The 19,479-nt window shown below is 71.6% G+C and carries 13 protein-coding genes; 7 read left to right on the top strand and 6 right to left on the bottom strand.

The window, feature by feature from the left end; all coding sequences use genetic code 11:
- Window positions 1–2 precede the first annotated feature (2 nt).
- Complete coding sequence (locus Pma05_RS00755) at window positions 3–923, bottom strand: sigma-70 family RNA polymerase sigma factor (protein ID WP_203855267.1); 921 nt, start codon at window positions 921–923, stop codon at window positions 3–5.
- A 284-nt stretch (window positions 924–1,207) separates the two neighbouring features.
- Here Pma05_RS00755 and Pma05_RS00750 point away from each other — a divergent pair, with 284 nt between their 5' ends.
- Window positions 1,208–3,001 carry a rhamnogalacturonan lyase family protein gene (locus Pma05_RS00750; protein WP_203855266.1) on the top strand — a complete coding sequence of 598 codons (1,794 nt, stop codon included), beginning with the start codon at window positions 1,208–1,210 and terminating at the stop codon, window positions 2,999–3,001.
- Window positions 3,002–3,103: 102 nt separating this feature from the next.
- The gene (locus Pma05_RS00745; RefSeq protein WP_203855265.1) at window positions 3,104–3,817 is read left to right on the top strand and encodes a hypothetical protein; all 714 of its coding nucleotides are present in this window, start codon (window positions 3,104–3,106) and stop codon (window positions 3,815–3,817) included.
- A gap of 87 nt (window positions 3,818–3,904) precedes the next feature.
- On the opposite strand, the gene Pma05_RS00740 is transcribed toward Pma05_RS00745, so the two are convergent.
- A complete protein-coding gene (locus Pma05_RS00740; protein WP_203855264.1) occupies window positions 3,905–4,915 on the bottom strand; it encodes a DUF5954 family protein in 1,011 nt (336 codons plus the stop codon).
- A 352-nt stretch (window positions 4,916–5,267) separates the two neighbouring features.
- Between Pma05_RS00740 and Pma05_RS00735 the strand changes: the two genes are divergently transcribed.
- Together Pma05_RS00735 and Pma05_RS00730 are read left to right on the top strand one after the other, a co-directional pair.
- Complete coding sequence (locus tag Pma05_RS00735; RefSeq protein WP_203855263.1) at window positions 5,268–6,452, top strand: serine hydrolase domain-containing protein; 1,185 nt, start codon at window positions 5,268–5,270, stop codon at window positions 6,450–6,452.
- 494 nt (window positions 6,453–6,946) lie between these two features.
- Window positions 6,947–10,708, top strand: coding sequence for a CARDB domain-containing protein (locus Pma05_RS00730; protein WP_203855262.1), 3,762 nt, complete (start codon window positions 6,947–6,949; stop codon window positions 10,706–10,708).
- A 366-nt stretch (window positions 10,709–11,074) separates the two neighbouring features.
- On the opposite strand, the gene Pma05_RS00725 is transcribed toward Pma05_RS00730, so the two are convergent.
- From Pma05_RS00725 to Pma05_RS00715, 3 genes are read right to left on the bottom strand one after another with little or no spacing between them, the layout of a single operon-like run.
- Entirely contained in the window at window positions 11,075–12,568 is a 1,494-nt protein-coding gene (locus tag Pma05_RS00725; RefSeq protein WP_203855261.1) for a family 43 glycosylhydrolase, read from the bottom strand.
- Between the two features lie 60 nt (window positions 12,569–12,628).
- Window positions 12,629–13,924 carry a TolB family protein gene (locus Pma05_RS00720; protein WP_203855260.1) on the bottom strand — a complete coding sequence of 432 codons (1,296 nt, stop codon included), beginning with the start codon at window positions 13,922–13,924 and terminating at the stop codon, window positions 12,629–12,631.
- Window positions 13,921–14,439, bottom strand: a complete 519-nt coding sequence (locus tag Pma05_RS00715; protein ID WP_239311460.1) for a SigE family RNA polymerase sigma factor — start codon at window positions 14,437–14,439, stop codon at window positions 13,921–13,923. Before Pma05_RS00715 ends, Pma05_RS00720 begins: the two co-directional genes overlap by 4 nt.
- A gap of 493 nt (window positions 14,440–14,932) precedes the next feature.
- Between Pma05_RS00715 and Pma05_RS00710 the strand changes: the two genes are divergently transcribed.
- Window positions 14,933–16,123: an extracellular catalytic domain type 1 short-chain-length polyhydroxyalkanoate depolymerase gene (locus Pma05_RS00710; protein ID WP_203855258.1), complete on the top strand. Its 1,191-nt coding sequence runs from the start codon at window positions 14,933–14,935 to the stop codon at window positions 16,121–16,123.
- 32 nt (window positions 16,124–16,155) lie between these two features.
- Here Pma05_RS00710 and Pma05_RS00705 read toward each other — a convergent pair whose 3' ends face one another.
- Window positions 16,156–17,136, bottom strand: coding sequence for a sigma-70 family RNA polymerase sigma factor (locus Pma05_RS00705; protein ID WP_307836830.1), 981 nt, complete (start codon window positions 17,134–17,136; stop codon window positions 16,156–16,158).
- 126 nt (window positions 17,137–17,262) lie between these two features.
- Here Pma05_RS00705 and Pma05_RS00700 point away from each other — a divergent pair, with 126 nt between their 5' ends.
- Together Pma05_RS00700 and Pma05_RS00695 are read left to right on the top strand one after the other, a co-directional pair.
- Entirely contained in the window at window positions 17,263–17,901 is a 639-nt protein-coding gene (locus Pma05_RS00700) for a maleylpyruvate isomerase family mycothiol-dependent enzyme (RefSeq protein ID WP_203855256.1), read from the top strand.
- Window positions 17,902–18,284: 383 nt separating this feature from the next.
- Entirely contained in the window at window positions 18,285–19,475 is a 1,191-nt protein-coding gene (locus Pma05_RS00695; RefSeq protein WP_203855255.1) for a cation diffusion facilitator family transporter, read from the top strand.
- The last annotated feature ends 4 nt before the right edge of the window (window positions 19,476–19,479 follow it).

The raw sequence follows: 19,479 nt of genomic DNA, 5'->3' as shown, positions 1-19,479 counted from the left end.
GACTACGAGACGTGTTCCCGGGACGGGTCGGCGCCACCGGGCAGGGTGATGGCCACCCGGTCGAGCCGGTCCCGGTCGCCGATCACGTCGACGGCGGAGATCCGCCCCGCCTCGACGGTGAGGCGCAGTACGGCCATCAGCCGGCCGCGCGGGGCGATCACGATCCCCGGGCTGCCGTCGACCAGAGCGGTGCCGCCCATCCGGGCCCTTGCGGCGAAGTGCCGGGTCTCCTCGGCCACCGCCCGCGCCCCGCGCAGTTCGGTCGACATTCCGGCGGGCAGCAGCACCGGATCGGCCCGGCGTACGACGTCGGGGGCCAGCAGGTCGAGCAGGGTCTCCAGGTCACCGCCCCGGGACGCGTCGAGGAAAGCCGCGACGAGCGGGAGGTGCCGGGTGGCGATCCGCCGCTGTTGCGGAGCCGTGCCGTGCACCCGGTCCCGGGCCCGGCTGGCCAGCTTCTTCGCCGCCACCGGCGAGCGGTCCAGCACCCGGCCCACCTCCTCGAACGGTATCGAGAAGAGGTCGTGCAGCACGAAGGCGACCCGCTGTGCCGGTGAGAGCCGGTCCAGCACCACGAGCAGCGCCAGCCCCACCGACTCGGCGAGCAGTACCTCCTCCTCCGCCGTCCGGCCTGGCGAGGCGACCGGGGTCGCGTCCGGTGCCGGGAACTCCGGGTCGGGGAGGGCGACCTCGGCTCGTCGGCGTCGGGCCCGCAGCATGTCCAGGCACTCCCGGGCGGTGACGGTGGTCAGCCAGCCGGTCAGGTTGCGTACCTCACGCAGGTCGGCCTGGCTGGCCTTCAGCCACGCCTGCTGTACGGCGTCCTCCGCGTCGGGCAGCGACCCGAGCAGGCGGTAGGCGACCGCCCGCAGGTGCTGCCGGTCGCGGGCGAACCGGTCGGCGAGGAACTCGTCGGCGCTCACAGGTCACCTTCTCCAGGCATCAGACGTCATCGGGGTGACCAGCCCAAGACGACCGTACCCGCGAGAGCCGAGGAGACCGACGCGGTGAGACTACACCGACGCGGTGAGACTACCGATGGCGTCCGGGATCACCCGCCCCGGCCGCAGCGTGCCGCCGTCCGGGGTCGGTGCGACCGACCTTGACAAGTCTGCCGGGAATCGAGAATCCTCTGTGGATTGTATCGTTTCAGCCCGGTCGAGTTCGTCCCACCCGGAGGATCGGGTCGTACCCGCATTGGAGACCCATGAGATCTCGAACCAGGGGAGGCCGGACGTTCGCCGCGCTGTCGCGGGCACTCGTCGCGGGGCTCTCGGTGACCGTGTTGCTGGTCGGCACTCCGACCGCGGTCTCCGCCCAGCCGGGCGGTGGGCAGCACGGCGGCGGACCCCGCCTCGAACGCCTCGACCGTGGACTCGTCGCGGTCGCCACCCCCGACGGAGTGTTCCTCAGTTGGCGGTTGCTCGGCGACGAGGCGACCGGACGGAGCCGTACCGGGCTGACCGGGGCCGACTTCGCCGTCTACCGGGACGGGCGGCGGATCGCCACCGTCACCGACAGCACCAACTATCTCGACCGGTCCGGCACCGCCACCGCCGCCTACCAGGTCGCGGCGGTGCTCCGGGGCCGGACGGGCGCCCGGGGCGCGGCCGTGACGCCGTGGGCCGACGGTCACCGCGACCTGCCGCTGCGCAGGCCGGCCGCCGGGGTGACCCCGACCGGCGAGGCGTACACCTATTCGGCGTCCGACCTGAGCGTCGACGTCTACGCCCCGGCCCGCAGCACCCGCAACGTGCTGCGGGCGTTCCAGGGCTTCGTCGTGGACGGACCGGAATACCTGACCGTCTTCGACGGGGCGACCGGCCGCGAGTTGCAGACCGTACGCTACAAGCCCGGCCGGCACGACGACGGGCTGATGTGGGGCGACTACGCGATGAGCCGGATCGAGCCGGCCAACCGGGTCGACCGGTTCCTCGCCGGAGTGGCCTACCTGGACGGCCGGCACCCGTCGGCGATCTTCGCCCGGGGCTACTACACCCGGGCCACCCTGGTCGCCTACCGCTGGGACGGCCGGCGGCTGCGCGAGGACTGGTACGTCGACAGCGGCTGGGTGCCGATGACGAACCCGTTCAACGACAGCCCGCACGGCCGGGAGGGCACCGACCCGGAGTACGGCACCCTGACCACCCAGGGCGCGCACTCGCTCAGCGTCGCCGACGTGGACGCCGACGGAAAGCAGGAGATCGTCTACGGCGGCGCCACCATCGACCACGACGGCAGCCTCCTCTACAGCTCGTACGGCGTCCTGCCGGCGGGCAGCGCCAACCCGGGTGCCCGGGCCAAGGTCGGGCACGGCGACGCGATGCACGTCACCGACATCGACCCGGCCCGTCCAGGGCTGGAGATCTTCATGGTGCACGAGGGCGCGACCGGCGCACCCTACGGCTACGCGCTGCGGGACGCCCGCACCGGCGAGGTGATCTACGGCGGCTACACCGGTGTGGACACCGGGCGCGGCATGGTCGGCGACGTCGTACCCGCCGAGCCTGGCCTGGAGACCTGGGCGACGGTCGTCGGCGGCCAGCCGGACGGGCCGGGGCTGCGTACCGCCGACGGCGACCTGCTCGGCACCGTCATCCCCGGTACCAACCAGAGCATCCGGTGGGCGGCGGACATGACCACCCAGATCGTCAACGGTGCCGGGGAGGTGACCCCGAGCATCGACGACTGGCAGCGGGGCCGGTTGCTCACCGCCGACGGCACCCGGACCAACAACGGGACGAAGGGCAACCCGGGACTGGTCGCCGACGTCCTCGGCGACTGGCGCGAGGAACTGCTGACCCGGACCGTGGACAGTTCGGCGATCCGGATCTACCTGAGTACCGAGCCGACCGACCGGAAGCTCTTCACGCTGATGCACGACCCGCAGTACCGGGTCGAGGTGGCCCGGCAGCAGACGACCTACAACCAGCCGTCGTACCTGAGCTTCTATCTCGGCTCGGACATCGACTGGTCCCAGGTGCCGCTACCGGGCCGCTGACCTGCGCCGACGGGCCCGGGGCCGCACGGGGAGCGCCGGGCCCGCCGCGGCCGGGGAACCGGGCGGCCCGGGCGCGGCTCGTCATCGGTGGAGGTGGTCCCGATGCGTACCCGTCGCATGCTCGCCGCCGTCGCCGCGACCCTGGTCGGGCTGGCCGGCACCCTGCTGCTCGCCCCGACTCCCGCCCGGGCCGGCAACTGGGCGGTGACGGTGCTGGACCCGCTGCCGGACCGGCTGGAACCGGGTCGGGGCTACACCGTCGGGCTCTGGGTGCTCCAGCACGGTTTCCATCCCTACGAGGGTGATCTCGGCAAGGTGGCGCTGCGGCTGGTGGACGAGGAGGGCACGCCGGTGTCGTTCGTCGCGTCGGCGCTGCCGGAGCCGGCGCACTACGCGGCGGCCGTCGCGGTACCGCACGCCGGGGCCTGGACGGTGACCGCCGTGCAGGGCCGGTTCGCCGACTACCGGATCGGTACCCTCACCGTGCCCGGCGGGCTGGCGGTGCTCGGCGTGCCGGCGCCGCTCCAACCGGCCGAGACCGAGAAGTACTGGCCCGGGATGATCCGACCGCCGACGGTCCCGGTCGACCCCGGGCGGGACCCGTTCGCGGCGGTCGCCGCCCCGGCACCGGTCGACGACGGGAGCGCCGCCGCCGGGCCGGCCGGATCCCGACCCGCGCCCGATCCGGGAACCAGCACGTCGCGGCGTGCGCTGCTGGTCGCCGGCATGCTGCTGGTGGTGGCGCTCGTCGGGGTCGGGCTCGTCATCGGGTACCGGCGGCGGCCCCGGCGGGCCGATCGACCCAGCACCGTCTGAGGAGGCTTTGGCCAACCTCCGGCTACCTCTCCGATGTGGTCGAACATCACGTGGTGGTTGACCCAGACCTGTCCGATCAGCAGCGGCTCAGTCCGGGTCGGGCAGCAGTCCCTGCTCACGCAGTTGCTGGCAGTGCAGCTCCGGCGGCGGCTCCGGATCCCAGTCCGAGGGTCGAGGGCCCTCCGGGCCGTCCGGGCCGACCCGGACGAACCGCTCCACCCGGGTCACCCGGCAGCGGACGCCCCGGATCTCGAACTCGTCCGTACGGGGCGCCTCGAACTCCTCCAGCGCCCGGGTGTACGCGGCCCGGATCTCCTCCAGCGACGCGTCCTCGTGCGGGACGATGTCACCGAACCGGAAGGCCGCCGAGTCGCGGGCCGCCTGCGGCGTCGGGTACGTGGTGAAGGACCGCGGCTGCCAACTCCCGTGCACGTACTCGCCGATGGTGAAGCCGACCGGCAGCAGCACCACGTTCGGGTGGGTGGCCAGCGCCCGGCGGGAGTCGGCCCGGACGTCGTCGGGGACGAGGCCGGCCTGGTAGAACGCGGGCACCATCTCGATCCGCAGCAGTCCGTCCGAGAGACCGGTAGTCGCGGTCGGGTCGATGACGAAGCCCTCCTCCTGGTACGGGGCGCCACGCGTGCTGCCCGGCGGATACGGATCCGGGTCGGTGGGCCGGGGCGGCTCGGGCCCGTCCGGTCCCATCCGGATGAACGGCTGGGCGCGGATGATCCGGTAACGGCGGCCGTGCACGGTGAGGTCGTCGACCACCTCCCAGTCGAGCAGCCGGATCGCCTCCCGGTATTCCCGCCGCTCGGCCGCGTGCCCGGCGGTCTCCGGTGTCTCCTTCCGCAACTGCCGGAAGTGCGAGCCGAGGGCGTCCCGGCTGCCCTGTGGCTGGTCGCCGCTGAGGCCGAGGATCCGCCACCGGCCCGCCACCTCCTCGGCGTGGCCGAAGACCGGCGCTCCCCACATCAACTTCGGATAGGCGAGCGATCGGCGCCGGGCATCGTCCTCGGAGACCGCCGACACCGGATCGTTCCGCTGCGCTATCCGGATCAGCAGGTGATCCGGCACCTGCCTACCGTGCTGAGTCATGCCCCGCAGTGTCCCCTGGACGTACCCGATCCGCAGCCTCCGCGCCTGGTCGATGGTGGTACAGATGTCGGTGGCGCCGGGTGGCAGCGCGGCGGCTGTTCGAGTACGGCGTGCGCGTCCGTGTCACCGACACGCTGCCCGGAAGACCCGTTCGCGCGTCCTCACCAGATGGTCCTATTGTCCTAGGACGCACTACGGGGAGTGCGCCCGGCCATGGTCACCTGTGCGGTGGCCGACGACGTGCCGAAACCTTCCCGAGCCGGGGGACATCCCTTCGGGGCGAACACCGATGTGGAGCATCGACCGGCTTCATAGGCTCGGGGCAAGGTGGTCGAACGGGGAGGAGACCGACGTGTCCAGAAAGCTCAGCCGAGGTGCCCGGTGCCTGGTGGTCACGGCACTGGTGGCCGCGATGCTCGGCGTCGCCGTCGCGCCGGCGGCGCCCGCCTCGGCATCCGTCGACAGTGCACGATGGTTGCGGACCGGCGTGAGTGACCTGCACGCCCTCGGCATCACCGGAGTGCAGGGTCTGGCCCGGGACGGGGTACGCGACAGCTATGCCCGGGCGGGGACCGCGGACCTGGCCACGGGTGCGCCGGTACCCCGGGACGGGTATTTCCGGATGGGCAGCAACACCAAGACCTTCGCCGCGGTGATCGTGCTGCAACTCGTCGGCGAGCGGCGGCTCGGGCTCGACGACACCGTCGAGCGCTGGCTGCCCGGCGTGGTGGCCGGCAACGGCAACGACGGCCGGCGGATCACGATCCGGCAGCTCCTACAGCACACCAGCGGCCTCTACAACTACACCATGGACCTGCCCGGTCTCTCCTCCGCCGAGGAGTACGCCCGGCACCGGTTCGACCACTACGAGCCGGAGGAGCTGGTGGCGCTGGCCATGGCGCACCCGCCGACGTTCGCCCCCGGTACGAGCTGGGACTACTCGAACACCAACTACATCCTGGCCGGAATGCTGATCGAGCGGGTGACCGGCCGGAGCTGGGCGGCCGAACTGCGGGACCGCATCCTGCGACCGCTGCGGCTGACCGAGACGTCCACGCCGGGGGACCAGGCACACCTGCCCGGGCCGCACGCCAAGGGCTACCAGCAGTGGGAGCCGGGCGGGCCGCTGGACGACACCACCCTGTTCAACACCACCATGGCCTTCACGGCCGGCGACCTGGTCAGTACCCCGTCCGACCTGGTGCGCTTCTGGCAGGCCCTGCAACAGGGTCGGCTGCTCGCCCCGGCCCAACTGGCGGAGATGCGGCGTACCGTGCTCGCCGAGACCTTCCAGGACTACCTGCCGGGCGCCCGCTACGGGCTCGGCATCATGTGGGCGCCGAACGCCTGCGGCGGCTACTGGAGCCACGGCGGCGACGTGCCCGGGATGAGTACGGTCAACGGCGTCACCACCGACGGCCGGCGGGCGGTCGTGCTCTCCCTGACCACCCAGTTGGCCGGGGACGAGGCGGCGCTGGCCGTGCTGCGCCGTGCCGACGAGATCGTGGCGGACGCGGTCTGCGGCAGCGCGGGGTAGTCGCGCCGCGCCGACGCCGGTAGCCGGCGTACCCACCCGTCCCGTGACCCCACCGGTCGCGGGGCGGGTGGCTGCGTGTCGGGCCGGCGTCGTTCCGGCGAGGTGGCATCGATCGGGGTGGAAGCGTTGACGTGTCGGTAGCACGCCGGTAACCTTTGGCCAACCTCCTGCAAGAACAGAACAGATCGATGCTCTGTTCATCACTGCCAAGCGGAACTTCCGTACAGTCTGCTTCCCCCTGCTGGTGGTCCACCTCGGTCCAGAGAGGCCGGTGATGCGATCGGCACGCCTCGCACCGGTCGACCCTTCCGGTGACCGCGCTGGTCACCGCTCCCGAGGCCGACCGGCACCACTTCCGCCGCTTCCACCGCGCTGATCCGGCAACCCGATCCGGCCGCCCACCGTTCCCCGCGCGCCCGGTCTGCCGCCCACCCCCGCCGCCGCGACCGTGGCCCCGCCACCCGCGGAACCGTCCCTCAGCGAAAAGGACAGTGATGAGACGCTCCGATCTGGTCCCGGCGACGGCGACGACGGTCGCCGCCGCCGTGATCGCCACCCTGGGGTTGTGGGTGCCCGCCGCGCACGCGGCCGGCACGGCACAGCTCGCCCGCCAACAGACCGTCACGGCCGACCCGGTCAGCCGGCCGGACCTGGCCGCCGCGCTGGCCGAGGTCAACCTCGCCCAGGGCCGCCCCACCCAGGAGAGCGGGCACGCCGACGTCTACGACTCGTCCCGGGCCGTCGACGGCAACCAGAGCAGCTACTGGGAGAGCGTCAACAACGCCTTTCCGGAGTGGATCCAGGTCGACCTCGGCTCGACGGTCCCGGTCAACCGGGTCGTACTGAAGCTGCCGACCGCCGGCTGGGGCACCCGTACCCAGACGCTGAGCGTGCAGGGCAGTACCAACGGGTCGTCCTTCGGTGACCTGGCCGGGTCCCGGACGTACACCTTCAACCCGGCGGTGGACGCCAACTCGGTGACGATCACGTTCGGGCAGACCAGTACCCGCTACGTCCGGATCAACATCACCGCGAACAGCGGCTGGCCGGCCGGGCAGGTCTCCGAACTGGAGGTCTACGGCCCGGACGGCGGCGGCACCGACACCACCCCGCCGAGCGTGCCCGGCACCCTCTCCTACACCCAGTCCGGTACGACGATCGCACTGAACTGGGGCGCGTCGACCGACAACCCCGGCGGCAGCGGCCTGGCCGGCTACAACGTCTACCGCAACGGCGCGCAGATCGCCTCGCTCGGCGCGGTGACCAGCTTCAGCGACACCCAGCCGACCAACACCACCGTGTCGTACTTCGTCCGGGCCCGGGACGTGGCGGGCAACCTCTCCGGGAACAGCAACACCGTCACCCGGACCGGTAGCCAGCCGCCCGGCTGCACCAACGTGGCCCGGGGCAAACCGGTCACCGCCAGCGGCTCCACCTTCACCTTCGTACCGGCGAACGCCGTCGACGGGTCGCTCGGCACGTACTGGGAGGGGGCGCCGAGCTATCCGCAGAACCTGACGGTGGCGCTCGGCGCCAACCACGCGATCACGGCGGTGCAGGTCAAGCTGAACCCGGATCCCGCCTGGGGCACCCGTACCCAGAACTTCCAGGTCCTCGGCCGGGACCAGGCCGCGACGACGTACACCAGTCTGGTGCCGGCGGCGAACTACCAGTTCGTGCAGGGCAACAACGTGGTGGTGGTCCCGGTCAGCGCGACCACGGCGGACGTGCAGCTCCGGTTCAACTCCAACACCGGCGCCCCGTCCGGCCAGGTCGCCGAGCTGGAGGTCTGCGGCACCCCCGCGCCCAACCCGGACCTGGTGGTCACCTCGACCACCTGGACGCCGGCCGCGCCGACCGAGACCACCCCCGTCACCCTGTCGGCCACGGTCCGCAACGACGGGTCGGCGGCGGCGCCCGCGAGCACCGTCAACATCAGCCTCGGCGGCACGGTCGCCGGCAGCGCCCCGGTGCCTGCGCTGGCCGCCGGTGCCTCGACCACCGTGACGGTGAACGCCGGCACCCGGCCGCAGGGCAGCTACCCGGTCACCTCCGTGGTCGACCCGACCAACACGATCATCGAGCAGAACGACGCCAACAACAGCTACACGGCGCCGTCGCCGCTGGTCGTCGGCCAGGCCCCCGGACCGGACCTCCAGGTGCTCGGCATCACCACCAACCCGCCGAACCCGGCGGTCGGCGCGGCGGTGACCTTCACCGTGGCGGTGAACAACCGGGGTACCGCCGCGACCGGCGCGACCACGGTCACCCGGGTCGAGGTCGGCGGCACCACGCTGAACACCAACACCCCGTCGATCGCGGCGGGCGCGACCAGCAACGTCGCGATCAGCGGTAGCTGGACCGCCACCAGCGGCGGGGCCACCATCACCGCCACCGCGGACGCGACCAACGTGGTCGCGGAGACGAACGAGGGCAACAACGTACGCACCCAGTCGATCGTCGTCGGGCGCGGTGCCGCGGTGCCGTACGTGTCGTACGAGGCGGAGGCCGGCCGTTACCAGGGCACCCTGCTGGAGGCCGACCCGCTGCGCACCTTCGGGCACACCAACTTCGCCACCGAGTCCTCGGGCCGCAGGTCGGTCCGGCTGAACAGCACCGGCCAGTTCGTCGAGTTCACCTCGACCAACGCGGCGAACTCGATCGTGGTACGCAACTCCATCCCGGACGCGCCGGGCGGCGGCGGCATCGAGGCCACCATCAGCCTGTACGTCAACGACACCTTCCTGCGCAAGCTGACCCTCTCCTCCCGGCACAGCTGGCTGTACGGCAACACCGACGACCCGGAGGGGCTGTCGAACAGCCCGGGTGGCGACGCCCGGCGGCTCTTCGACGAGGCGAACGCGCTGCTGGCCCAGTCGTATCCGGTCGGCACCCGGTTCAAGCTCCAACGGGACAGCGGCGACAACGCGCCGTTCTACATCATCGACATGATCGACCTGGAGCAGGTCGCCCCGCCGACCAGCCAGCCGGCCGGCTGCACGTCGATCACCCAGTACGGCGCGGTGCCGAACGACGGGCTCGACGACACCGCCGCGATCCAGCGGGCGGTCACCGACGACCAGAACGGTGTGATCGGCTGTGTCTGGATCCCGCCGGGGCAGTGGCGGCAGGAGCAGAAGATCCTCACCGACGACCCGCTGGACCGTGGCCAGTGGAACCAGGTCGGGATCAGCAACGTCACGATCCGGGGCGCCGGGATGTGGCACTCGCAGCTCTACACGCTGACCGAGCCGCACCTGGTGGTCGGCGGGATCAACCACCCGCACGAGGGCAACTTCGGCTTCGACGTCGACGCCAACACCCAGATCTCCGACATCGCGATCTTCGGCTCCGGCCGGATCCGGGGCGGTCCGGGCGGCGCCGAGGGTGGCGTCGGGCTCAACGGCCGGTTCGGCGTGGGCACCCGGATCAGCAACGTCTGGATCGAGCACGCGAACGTCGGGGTCTGGGTCGGTCGGGACTACGACAACATCCCGGCGCTCTGGGGGCCCGGCGACGGGCTGGAGTTCACCGGGATGCGGATCCGCAACACGTACGCCGATGGGATCAACTTCACCAACGGCACCCGGAACTCGCGGGTCTTCAACTCGTCGTTCCGGAACACCGGTGACGACGCCCTGGCGGTCTGGGCCAGCCGCTACGTCCGGGACACCTCGGTCGACATCGGCCACGACAACGCCTTCGTCAACAACACGATCCAGCTTCCGTGGCGGGCCAACGGCATCGCGATCTACGGCGGCTACGGCAACCGGATCGAGAACAACCTGATCTACGACACGATGAACTACCCAGGGATCATGCTGGCCACCGACCACGACCCGCTGCCGTTCTCCGGGCAGACACTGATCGCCAACAACGGGCTCTACCGCACCGGTGGCGCCTTCTGGGGAGAACAGCAGAAGTTCGGCGCGATCACGCTCTTCCCGGCGACCCGGGACATCACCGGGGTCACCATCCGGGACACCGAGATCGCCGATTCGACGTACGACGGGATCCAGTTTAAGACCGGCGGTGGCAACCTGCCGGGGGTCGTGATCAGCAACGTCCGGATCGACCGCTCCAACAACGGCGCCGGCATCCTGGCGATGAACGGGGCGCGCGGCAGCGCGACCCTGTCGAACGTCACCATCACCAACTCGGCCACCGGCAACATCGTGGTCGAGCCGGGGTCGAGCTTCACCATCACCGGTGGGCAGCCGGCCTTCCGGCAACCGCGTAAACCGGCCGTCGACTGAACTCCTTTCCCACCAGGGACCGCGCGGCGCGGGCATCCCGACTTCCACCCGTAGCCGCGACGGATCGCACGGGGAGGTTGACGATCTGGGACGCCCGGCCGTTCACCGTCAAGGACACCGAGATCAAGGTGAAGGGGCACTGAGGCATCAGGTCCGGGCCTGACCGGCCACGGGCGTGCTCCCGGGTAGCACCGGGTGCCGCTCGTGGCCGGTCGGCGGTGCGGGGTTCGGGTACCCGGTGCCGGACAACCTCTCCGCAGTGGATCGGCACCCGCCGCCGTTGACCGGCGCGGCGCTACGTCGCGATTCAACCCGTCGTCTGGCGACTACGGTGCCTGAGTGCCACGCGGTTCGGGTGGAAAGGGTTCACTGGTTGGTGATGGCGACGTTGTCGAAGGCGGCGGCCGCGTTGTAGACGCGAACGCCCGACTTGCCGGACGGGTAGGTGGCGTCGGTGACCGAGATCTTGGGAGAGGTCAGGTCACCGACGTACACCTTGATCGACGAGCCGCCGGCCACCACGCGCAGGTGGTACCGCTGGCCGGCGACGACCGGCAGCGGCGCCGAGCCGAGCAGCGTCCAGTTGTTGTCGGCCCGGCCGAGGATCACCCGTCCGGCCGGGGTGATGCCGGCGTAGTAGCCGCGGTAGGCGTCGGTTCCGGTTCCCACGTTGGCGGCCCGGAACACCAGCCCGGCGTCGCCGATGCCTGACGTGACCGTGACGTCGAGGTCGTAGGTCGCGTTCACGTGGTTGTCGTCGAGCAGTGACTTGCCGCCGTAGGAGGCGGTGGTCCGGTACTGGCCACCGCTGACCGACCAGGCCCCGCCGTACGTCTTCCAACCGAGCGCGTTGCCGTCGGCGAAGTTGTCCTGCACGAGCATCCGCACCCGCTGGATCGTGCCGTCGGCGTTGAAGTTCATCCGGTCGTACGCGACCTGCCGCGCGTTGCCGTCGGTCTCGGACAGTGGCCGGCGGTGGTAGAAGATGTACCAGGTGTCGGTGCCCGGGATGTTCAGCACTGAATTGTGTCCGGCGCCGCGCGCCACCGCGGGGTCCTGTGCCAGGACCTTGTCGAGGCGGGTGAAGGGGCCGGTGGGTGAGTCGGCCATCGCGTACGCCACGGAGTAGTCGGGTCCGGTCCAGCCGCCCTCCGACCACATCAGGTAGTACGTGCCGTTCCGTTTGAACATCTGCGAACCCTCGACGTACCCGCTCGGGGTGATCTCCTTGTATGTCGTGCCGTCGGCGAACGTGCCCAGGCTCGTCATGTCGGCGTTCAGTTTGGCGACGTTGGCGTGCCCCCAGCCGCCGTAGTAGATGTACGCCTGCCCGTCGTCGTCGATGAAGACGTCCTGGTCGATCGGCTGGGCGCCGTTGACGAACTGCGCGATCAATGGCCGCCCGATCGCGTCGGTGTAGGGCCCGTCCGGCCGGTCGGCCACTGCCACTCCGATACCGCCGAGCGCGCTGTTGCTCTGGATGTCGTTGGCCGCGAAGTACAGGTAGTACCTGCCGTTGCGGGCGATCGGGGCGGGCGCCCAGACGGCGTACCCCGCCCAGCTCACGTTCGCGGTGGTGAGGACGTTCGGGTGCTTGGTCCAGGTGATCAGGTCGGTCGAGGAGAAGGCGTCGAGATAGGTCTGTTCCGCGTACGGGCGGGAAGCGGTCGGGAACACGTAGAAGCGGTTGTCGTAGATCGCCACGTCGGGATCGGCGTACCACCCGGCCACGATCGGGTTGCCCGCCTCGGCGGTGGTGTACTCCGGCAACGCGGCCGACGCCGGAGCCGCCGCCACAGTGGCGGCGAGCAGCCCCGCGACGGCAAGGACCTTACCGAGGGTGCCTCCAGGTATCGGCATTCAGCAATGTTTGCCGGTGTTGCTGCACAGCGTCAAGCGGCAGGTCGCGTTACCGAAGACCTAGTTGGCGGGAAGCCCGTACTCAGGTGTCGGCGTACGCCTCCGGCGTCTGATCCGCACGGCGATCAGGGCGATCCCGGCGAGCAGTACGGCTACCGGTACGTACGCCCACCACTGGGCCTGCCAAGGTGAGGGTTCGATGCCAGGGCCCCCGAGGATGCCCTCTTCGAGCAGGTCGCGGGCGTAGTCGGCGCAGCCATGTCCGGCGACGGTAAGGGGCAGGGGCTGGGCGCCCGTCTCGGTGAGTGCGACGGTGTCGCAGGGGCGGTCGCCGTGGGCTTGCTGGACGACGGGTTGGCCGTCGCGCCAGGCGATGACGGTGGGATTGCCCGGCCGGCCGCGCACGCTCTCGTCGACGATCGTGCCGGTGGTGAGGTCAACGCGCTGGAGGTGCCAGGTCTGGTCGGTGCAGTACCCTGCCCAGGCGCAGACCTCACCGGCGGCGAGCAGGATCTGGGAGTCGTCGGGCGTCCATGCGGCCGGCCCGGCGAGCCGTTGCCGCTCGGTGAGGGTCACGGTGTGCAGCGGGTTCGCGGTACGGGTGTCGATGATGGTCAGCATGCTGCCGCGGTCGGGCAACGAGGTGTGGAAAGCGAGCCTGCTGCCGTCCGGCGAGAACGCCGCCCGCCATGGCGCCCCGTCCACCGCAGTGGCGATCTTGCGGATGGCGCCGCTGGTGCCGTCGACGAGCACGATCTCCCCGTCCGGGATGTCGAGTGGCTGACCGTCCGGGCCGTAGGCGATGCCGCCGTCGCCGCCGATGCCGCCCACCGCGGTGCGGCTGTCCGGAGCCCACACGGCCGGTGGGTGGCCAGTGAGTTTGCGGTCCAGCTTTCGGGTCTCGCCGGTGGTGAGGTCACGCAGGTTCTGGCCGAGCAGCCACCGTCCGTCCGGGGAGAGGGTGCCGCCGTCCTCGCCCGGCGACAGGTAGTCCAGCCGATACGTGTCGTCGCGTCCGATCAGGACCAGCGCGGTCTCCAGGTTCAGGCTGTGGCCGGTCCCGAACGTGAGCTTGACCGGACCGTTCGGGCTTTCGGCCAGGGTTCGCTGCCACAGGTAAGGCTCGGCGACCGATCCGGGCAACACCTCCTGGCCCGCCCCGCTGACCTCGAGAGCGGTCCGGGACCGTACCGGCGTCCAGGCCAGGGCCGTGATCAGTAGCAGGCAGGCCAGAACCACGCCGGTCCGGCGCCGTCGACGGCGGAGGCGCCCGCGCCGCCACAACCTGTCCGGAGACGGTACCGGGGGAGCGACTTCCGCCGCGTCGAGCAGCGCCTGCGCCAACCGGGGCGTCATCGGGGTACCTCCTGCGGGTCGACGAGATCGGCGGCGACGACGCGCAGCCGGGCGAGCGCGTCGCGGACCTGGCTCTTGACGGTGCCGACGCCGATGCCGAGCACTGCTGCGGTCTGCGCCTCGGTCAGGTCTTCGAAGTAGCGCAACACCAGCACCGCCCGCTGCCTCGGGGCGAGCCCGCGCAGTGCCTGACGTACCACGATCGTGGTCTCCAGCGGTCCGTACGGGTCGAACCCGGCCGGCTCGGGCAGCCGCTCGACCGGTACCGGCTCCCGCCGCCACCGCCGCCACCACGAGACGTGCTGGTGGTAGAGGGCCTGCCGTACGTAGGCGTCCGGGTCACCACCAGCCAGGATCCGCTCCCATCGCGAGGCGACGCCGATGAGGGTCTGCTGGACCAGGTCCTGGGCCAGATGCGGGTCGCCGGTCAGCAGCAGCGCCGTACGCGACAGCGCGGCACCACGCGCGTGCACGTAGTCGCGGAACGAGTCGGCGGCCGGAGGTTTGCGGGGCACACTACCTACACGCTCAGGACGTCGCGATTGGAGGGGCGGCAGCTCACGGAATCGAGACCGGCGAGGCGGCGAGGCGGCGAGGCGGTGCGGCGGTGCGGCGGCGAGGCGGCGAGGCGGTGCGGCGTGAGCGGACCGAACGTCTCGAGCACCGCCGGTGCGGGCACGCCGCGCCCGCCCGCCCGGTCGGCGACGGTGGCGGCCTGGTCGTGACCCTGCAACTACCCGTGGTGGGAAGTGGTGTCCCGTTGCCCTCCTGAGCAGGATCTGGCCGCTCATCGACCCGTCGAACTCAACGACGAAGCTTACTGATGGTTCGGTGTCAGGTCGCCAGAAGCGTGCCCGGTGCCAGCCACGGTTCGGGTGCCATGGGGATCACCATCACTTCGATGTACGGAAATGTGTGACGGCGCGCCATGTCGGCGGTTCGTCTCGGGGACGTAACGTCGCGGCAACTTCAGCGTGATCCAGCCCACACCGTCGCCGGAGGCCCACCATGCGCCACAGACCTGTCCTGGCCCGCCTCGTGCGGGCCGCTCTCGTGCCCCTACTGGCCGCGGTGGGCGTACTCGCCGTCGCCGGGCCGGCCCAGGCCGCCACGCTCGGCCAGGTGACCGGCTTCGGCTCCAACCCCGGCAACCTCACCATGTACGCCTACCGGCCCGACAACCTGCCGAACAACGCCCCCGCCGTGGTGCTGCTGCACGGCTGCGCGCAGAACGCCAACGGCTACTTCGGCAACTCCGGTTGGCGCAAGTACGCCGACCAGTGGGGATTCGCGCTGATCGTGCCGGAGCAGAAGTCGGCGAACAACTCCACCTCCTGCTTCAACTGGTTCGAGCCGGGTGACACCGCCCGGGGCCAGGGCGAGGCGCTCTCCATCAAGCAGATGGTCGAGCACGCCCGGACCACCTTCGGCACCGCCGCCAACCGGGTGTACGTCAGCGGGCTCTCCGCCGGCGGTGCGATGGCGGCGACGATGCTCGCCACCTATCCGGACACCTTCGCGGCCGGCTCGATCGTCGCCGGCATTCCCTACCGCTGCGCCACCAGCATGCTCAACGCGTTCAGCTGCATGAACCCGGGCGTCGACCGGAGCCCGGCGCAGTGGGGCGACCTGGTGCGGCAGGCGTACCCGGGCTACTCCGGGGCTCGACCGAAGGTCGCGATCTGGCACGGCACCGCCGACTACACGGTCGGCACCGCCAACGCCACCGAGTCCCGTGACCAGTGGACCAACGTACTCGGCGTGTCACAGACCCCGACCGGCACCACCAGCCTGCCCGGCGGCACCACCCTGGAGACGTACGGCGCCGACCAGGTACGCCTCTACCGGGTCGCTGGCATGGGGCACGGTACCCCGGTCGACCCGGGCTCCGGAGCCGAGCAGTGCGGCACCGCCGCCGCCTACTTCCTGGACACCATCTGCTCGGCGTACCGGGACGCGCTCTTCTTCGGCCTCGGCGCCGGCGGCGATCCGGGTGACCCCGGTGATCCCGGTGACCCGGGCGAGGATCCGGTCTGCGTCACCGCGAGCAACTACGCGCACGTCCAGGCCGGCCGTGCCTACCAGTCCGGCGGATACGCCTACGCGCTCGGCTCGGGCGTCCGGATGGGCCTCTACAACGTCTTCGCCAGCACGACGCTCCGGCAGACCGGCCCCGCCCACTGGGTGATCGGCTGCTGAACGGGCGTGACCGGCGCCGTCCCCGGCGCCGGTCACTCGCCCGGCTGGCCGAAGAGGGTGACCAGTCGGTCGGCGTCGAGAAACGTGGTGACACCGACCACCAGCCCGTCGACCACGTCGAGCAGGAGCAGCCCGAACGGCAGGTATCCGCCGCCCGGGGCCGGCCGGAGCTGCCAGAACGCCGGGGACCCGTTCGCCGCGACCGGGACGAGGCGGGCACCCGCGCAGGACGCGTTCGGATCCAGTAGCGCCAGCCGGATCTGGTCCCGGCCACGCAACCAGAACCGGAACGGCGGCATCGACATCGTGGCGTCCTCGTGCAGCAGCGCCACCAGCGCCTCGACGTCGTGCCGCTCGAACGCGTCGCAGTATCGGGCGAGCAGGTCGCGCTGGGTCCGGTCGGCCGACCGGAACGGTTCGCCCGGGGCCCGGTCCACCGTCCGCAGCGTCGCCCTGGCCCGCTGCAACGCGCTGGTCACCGACCCGACCGTGCTCTCCAGCAACTCGGCGACCTCCTCGGCCCGCCAGCAGAGCACGTCGCGCAGGATCAGCACCGCCCGCTGCCGGGGCGGCAGGTGCTGCAACGCGGCGACGAACGCCAGCCGGATCGTCTCCCGGCGTACCACCAGCTCTTCCGGGTCGCCGTGCGTCGACAGGGCGGCACCGTCCGGGACCGGCTGGACGAAGACCCGCTCCGGTGCCGGTACGCCGATGCCCGGCCCCTCGGCGGCCGGACCGAGGTCCATGGCCAGCGCCCGACGCTGGGTGCTGCGGAGCATGTCGAGGCAGATGTTCGTCGCGATGCGGTAGAGCCAGGTCCGCAGCGAGCCGCGCCGCTCGTCGTACCGGTCGAACGACCGCCAGGCCCGGACCAGCGTCTCCTGGACGGCGTCCTCGGCCTCGAACCCGGAGCCGAGCATCCGGTAGCAGTAGCCGGTCAGCTCCGTCCGGAACGGCTCCAGCCGGGACGTCTCCGCGTCCGGCCGGGATGTCCCCACGGTCGTCTCCACCACCCGTCCGACCATACCCAGCCCGCCTCAGCACAGATCTGGCCGGGGACCGATGAGTTTCCCGCGCCCACCCCGTATTCCCGACAGGACCCGCCGGAGGGCCGGCGCGGCCGGACAGGAGAACAGTCGATGAGTGAAGATCATTTGTGGGCCGAGGTGCGGGCGGAACGCCGGGAACAGGCGGAACTGCTCGCCGCACTCCGTCCCGAGCAGTGGGACGCGGCCACGCTCTGCGCCGGCTGGCGGGTACGCGAGGTCGTCGCGCACACCACGCTGCCGTTCCGGGCCTCGCTCGGGCGTACCGTCGTGGAATTGCTCAAGGCGCGGGGGAGCTTCGACCGGATGGCCGACCGGTGTGCCCGGCGCGACGCCGCCGAACTCCCCGCCGAGCGCCTCCTCGCGTCGCTGGGGGACAACGTCGGGCACCGCTGGACGCCACCCGGCGGCGGTGCGCACGGCGCACTCTCGCACGACGTGATCCACGGACTCGACATCACCGTGGGGCTCGGACTGGACCGCCGGGTACCACCGGACCGGGTCGGCATCGTGCTGTCCCGGATGAGACCGAGAAATGTCGCCTACTTCGGGGTGAACCTGACCGGGGTCGCGCTGCACGCCACCGATCTCGACTGGAGCTACGGCACCGGCTCCCCGCTCCGGGGCCCCGCCCAGGACCTGCTGCTCGTACTCTGCGGGCGCCGGCTGCCAGCAGGCCGGCTCGACGGCGAGGCGGCGGCCCGGTTCTCCGGGCATCCCGCGCCCCGCTGACCACACCGCCGGCGTCGTCGTGCGGACAACGCCCACGACGGCCGGGCCTGCCGTGCCTGGCGGAGGGATCAAGCCTGACCGCCCGGAGCCAGGCACGGCAGGCCCGGCCCCCCACGGCACCGGCCCCACGGCACTGACCACCCGGCACCGCGAGCCGCCGAGCCAGGCGCTGGCTGTTGCGACAGGTTGGCACCTGCTGCGTTGTCGCGTGCGTACATGAGCACGTAATCTCGGCGGAGGCGGTCGGATCAAGGGCCGCCACCGCAGCCGGCCAGCCGGGCCGACAGGGAGGGACAGCGGCGCATGAGTGAGCGAAGCGAGCGAATCGGCCAGCTCAGTGCGGATGTGCCTCATGACGGCACGGAGCGAAGCGGAGTGCCGGCATGAGCGACAGCCACGACCACGCTCCCCGAGCCGAGCACCCGCACGGCCCGTACCACCACCATCAGCAGAACCCCGGGCAGCACCCGCAGCACCCGCAGCGCCACGACCATGACCATGCCCACGACCGCGACCACGCCGGCCGGTGGCGCGAGCTGCGGCACCGCCTCGGTCACCTGTTCACCCCGCACTCGCACGACACCGCCGACAAGGTCGACACCGCCCTGGAGACCTCCCGGGCCGGCCTGCGGGCACTGTGGATCTCGCTGGCCGTGCTCGGGGTCACCGCCGCGTTGCAGGCGGTCGTCGTGGCGATGTCCGGTTCGGTGGCACTGCTCGGCGACACCCTGCACAACGTCACCGACGCGCTGACCGCGGTGCCGCTCGGGATCGCCTTCCTGCTCGGTCGCCGCGCCGCGACCCGCGCCTACACCTACGGCTACGGCCGGGCCGAGGACCTCGCCGGGATCGCCATCGTCCTCGCCATCGCCGCGTCGGCCGCCTTCGCCGGCTACGAGGCGGTCCGCCGGCTGCTGGACCCGCAGGACGTCCGACACCTGCCGTACGTCGCCGCCGCCGGGCTCGTCGGCTTCCTCGGCAACGAACTGGTCGCCCGGTACCGGATTGCGGTCGGACGGCAGATCGGCTCGGCCGCCCTGGTCGCGGACGGGCTGCACGCCCGCGCCGACGGCTTCACCTCGCTGGCGGTACTGTTCGGCGCCGGTGGTGCCGCGCTGGGCTGGCGGTGGGCGGATCCGGTGGTCGGACTGCTGATCACCGTCGCGATCCTGCCGGTGCTGAAGGACGCCGCCCGGGAGGTCTACCGGCGGCTGATGGACGCCGTCGACCCGGACCTGGTCGACCGGGCCGAGGCGACCCTGCGGGCGGTGCCCGGCGTCCGGCAGGTGACCGAGGTACGGCTGCGCTGGATCGGCCACCGGCTGCACGCCGAGGCGACCCTCGTGGTCGACGCCGAGCTGACCCTGCTCCAGGCCCACGAGGTCGCCGCCGACGCCGAACACCAGCTCGGTCACGCCGTGCCACGACTCACCGGTGCCACCGTGCACACCGACCCGGCCAGCCACCCCGGCGACCATCATCATGCCGAGCTGTCGCACCGCCGACGGAGCCGGGACACGGACCGACCCGAACCGTCGACCCCCGAGGTCACCGCCCCGGCGGACCGGTCATGACGGC

The organism is Plantactinospora mayteni, assembly GCF_016862935.1.
Lineage (GTDB): Bacteria > Actinomycetota > Actinomycetes > Mycobacteriales > Micromonosporaceae > Plantactinospora > Plantactinospora mayteni.
Note: the sequence above shows the minus strand (reverse complement) of the source record. Positions and strands in the feature narration are given on the sequence as shown.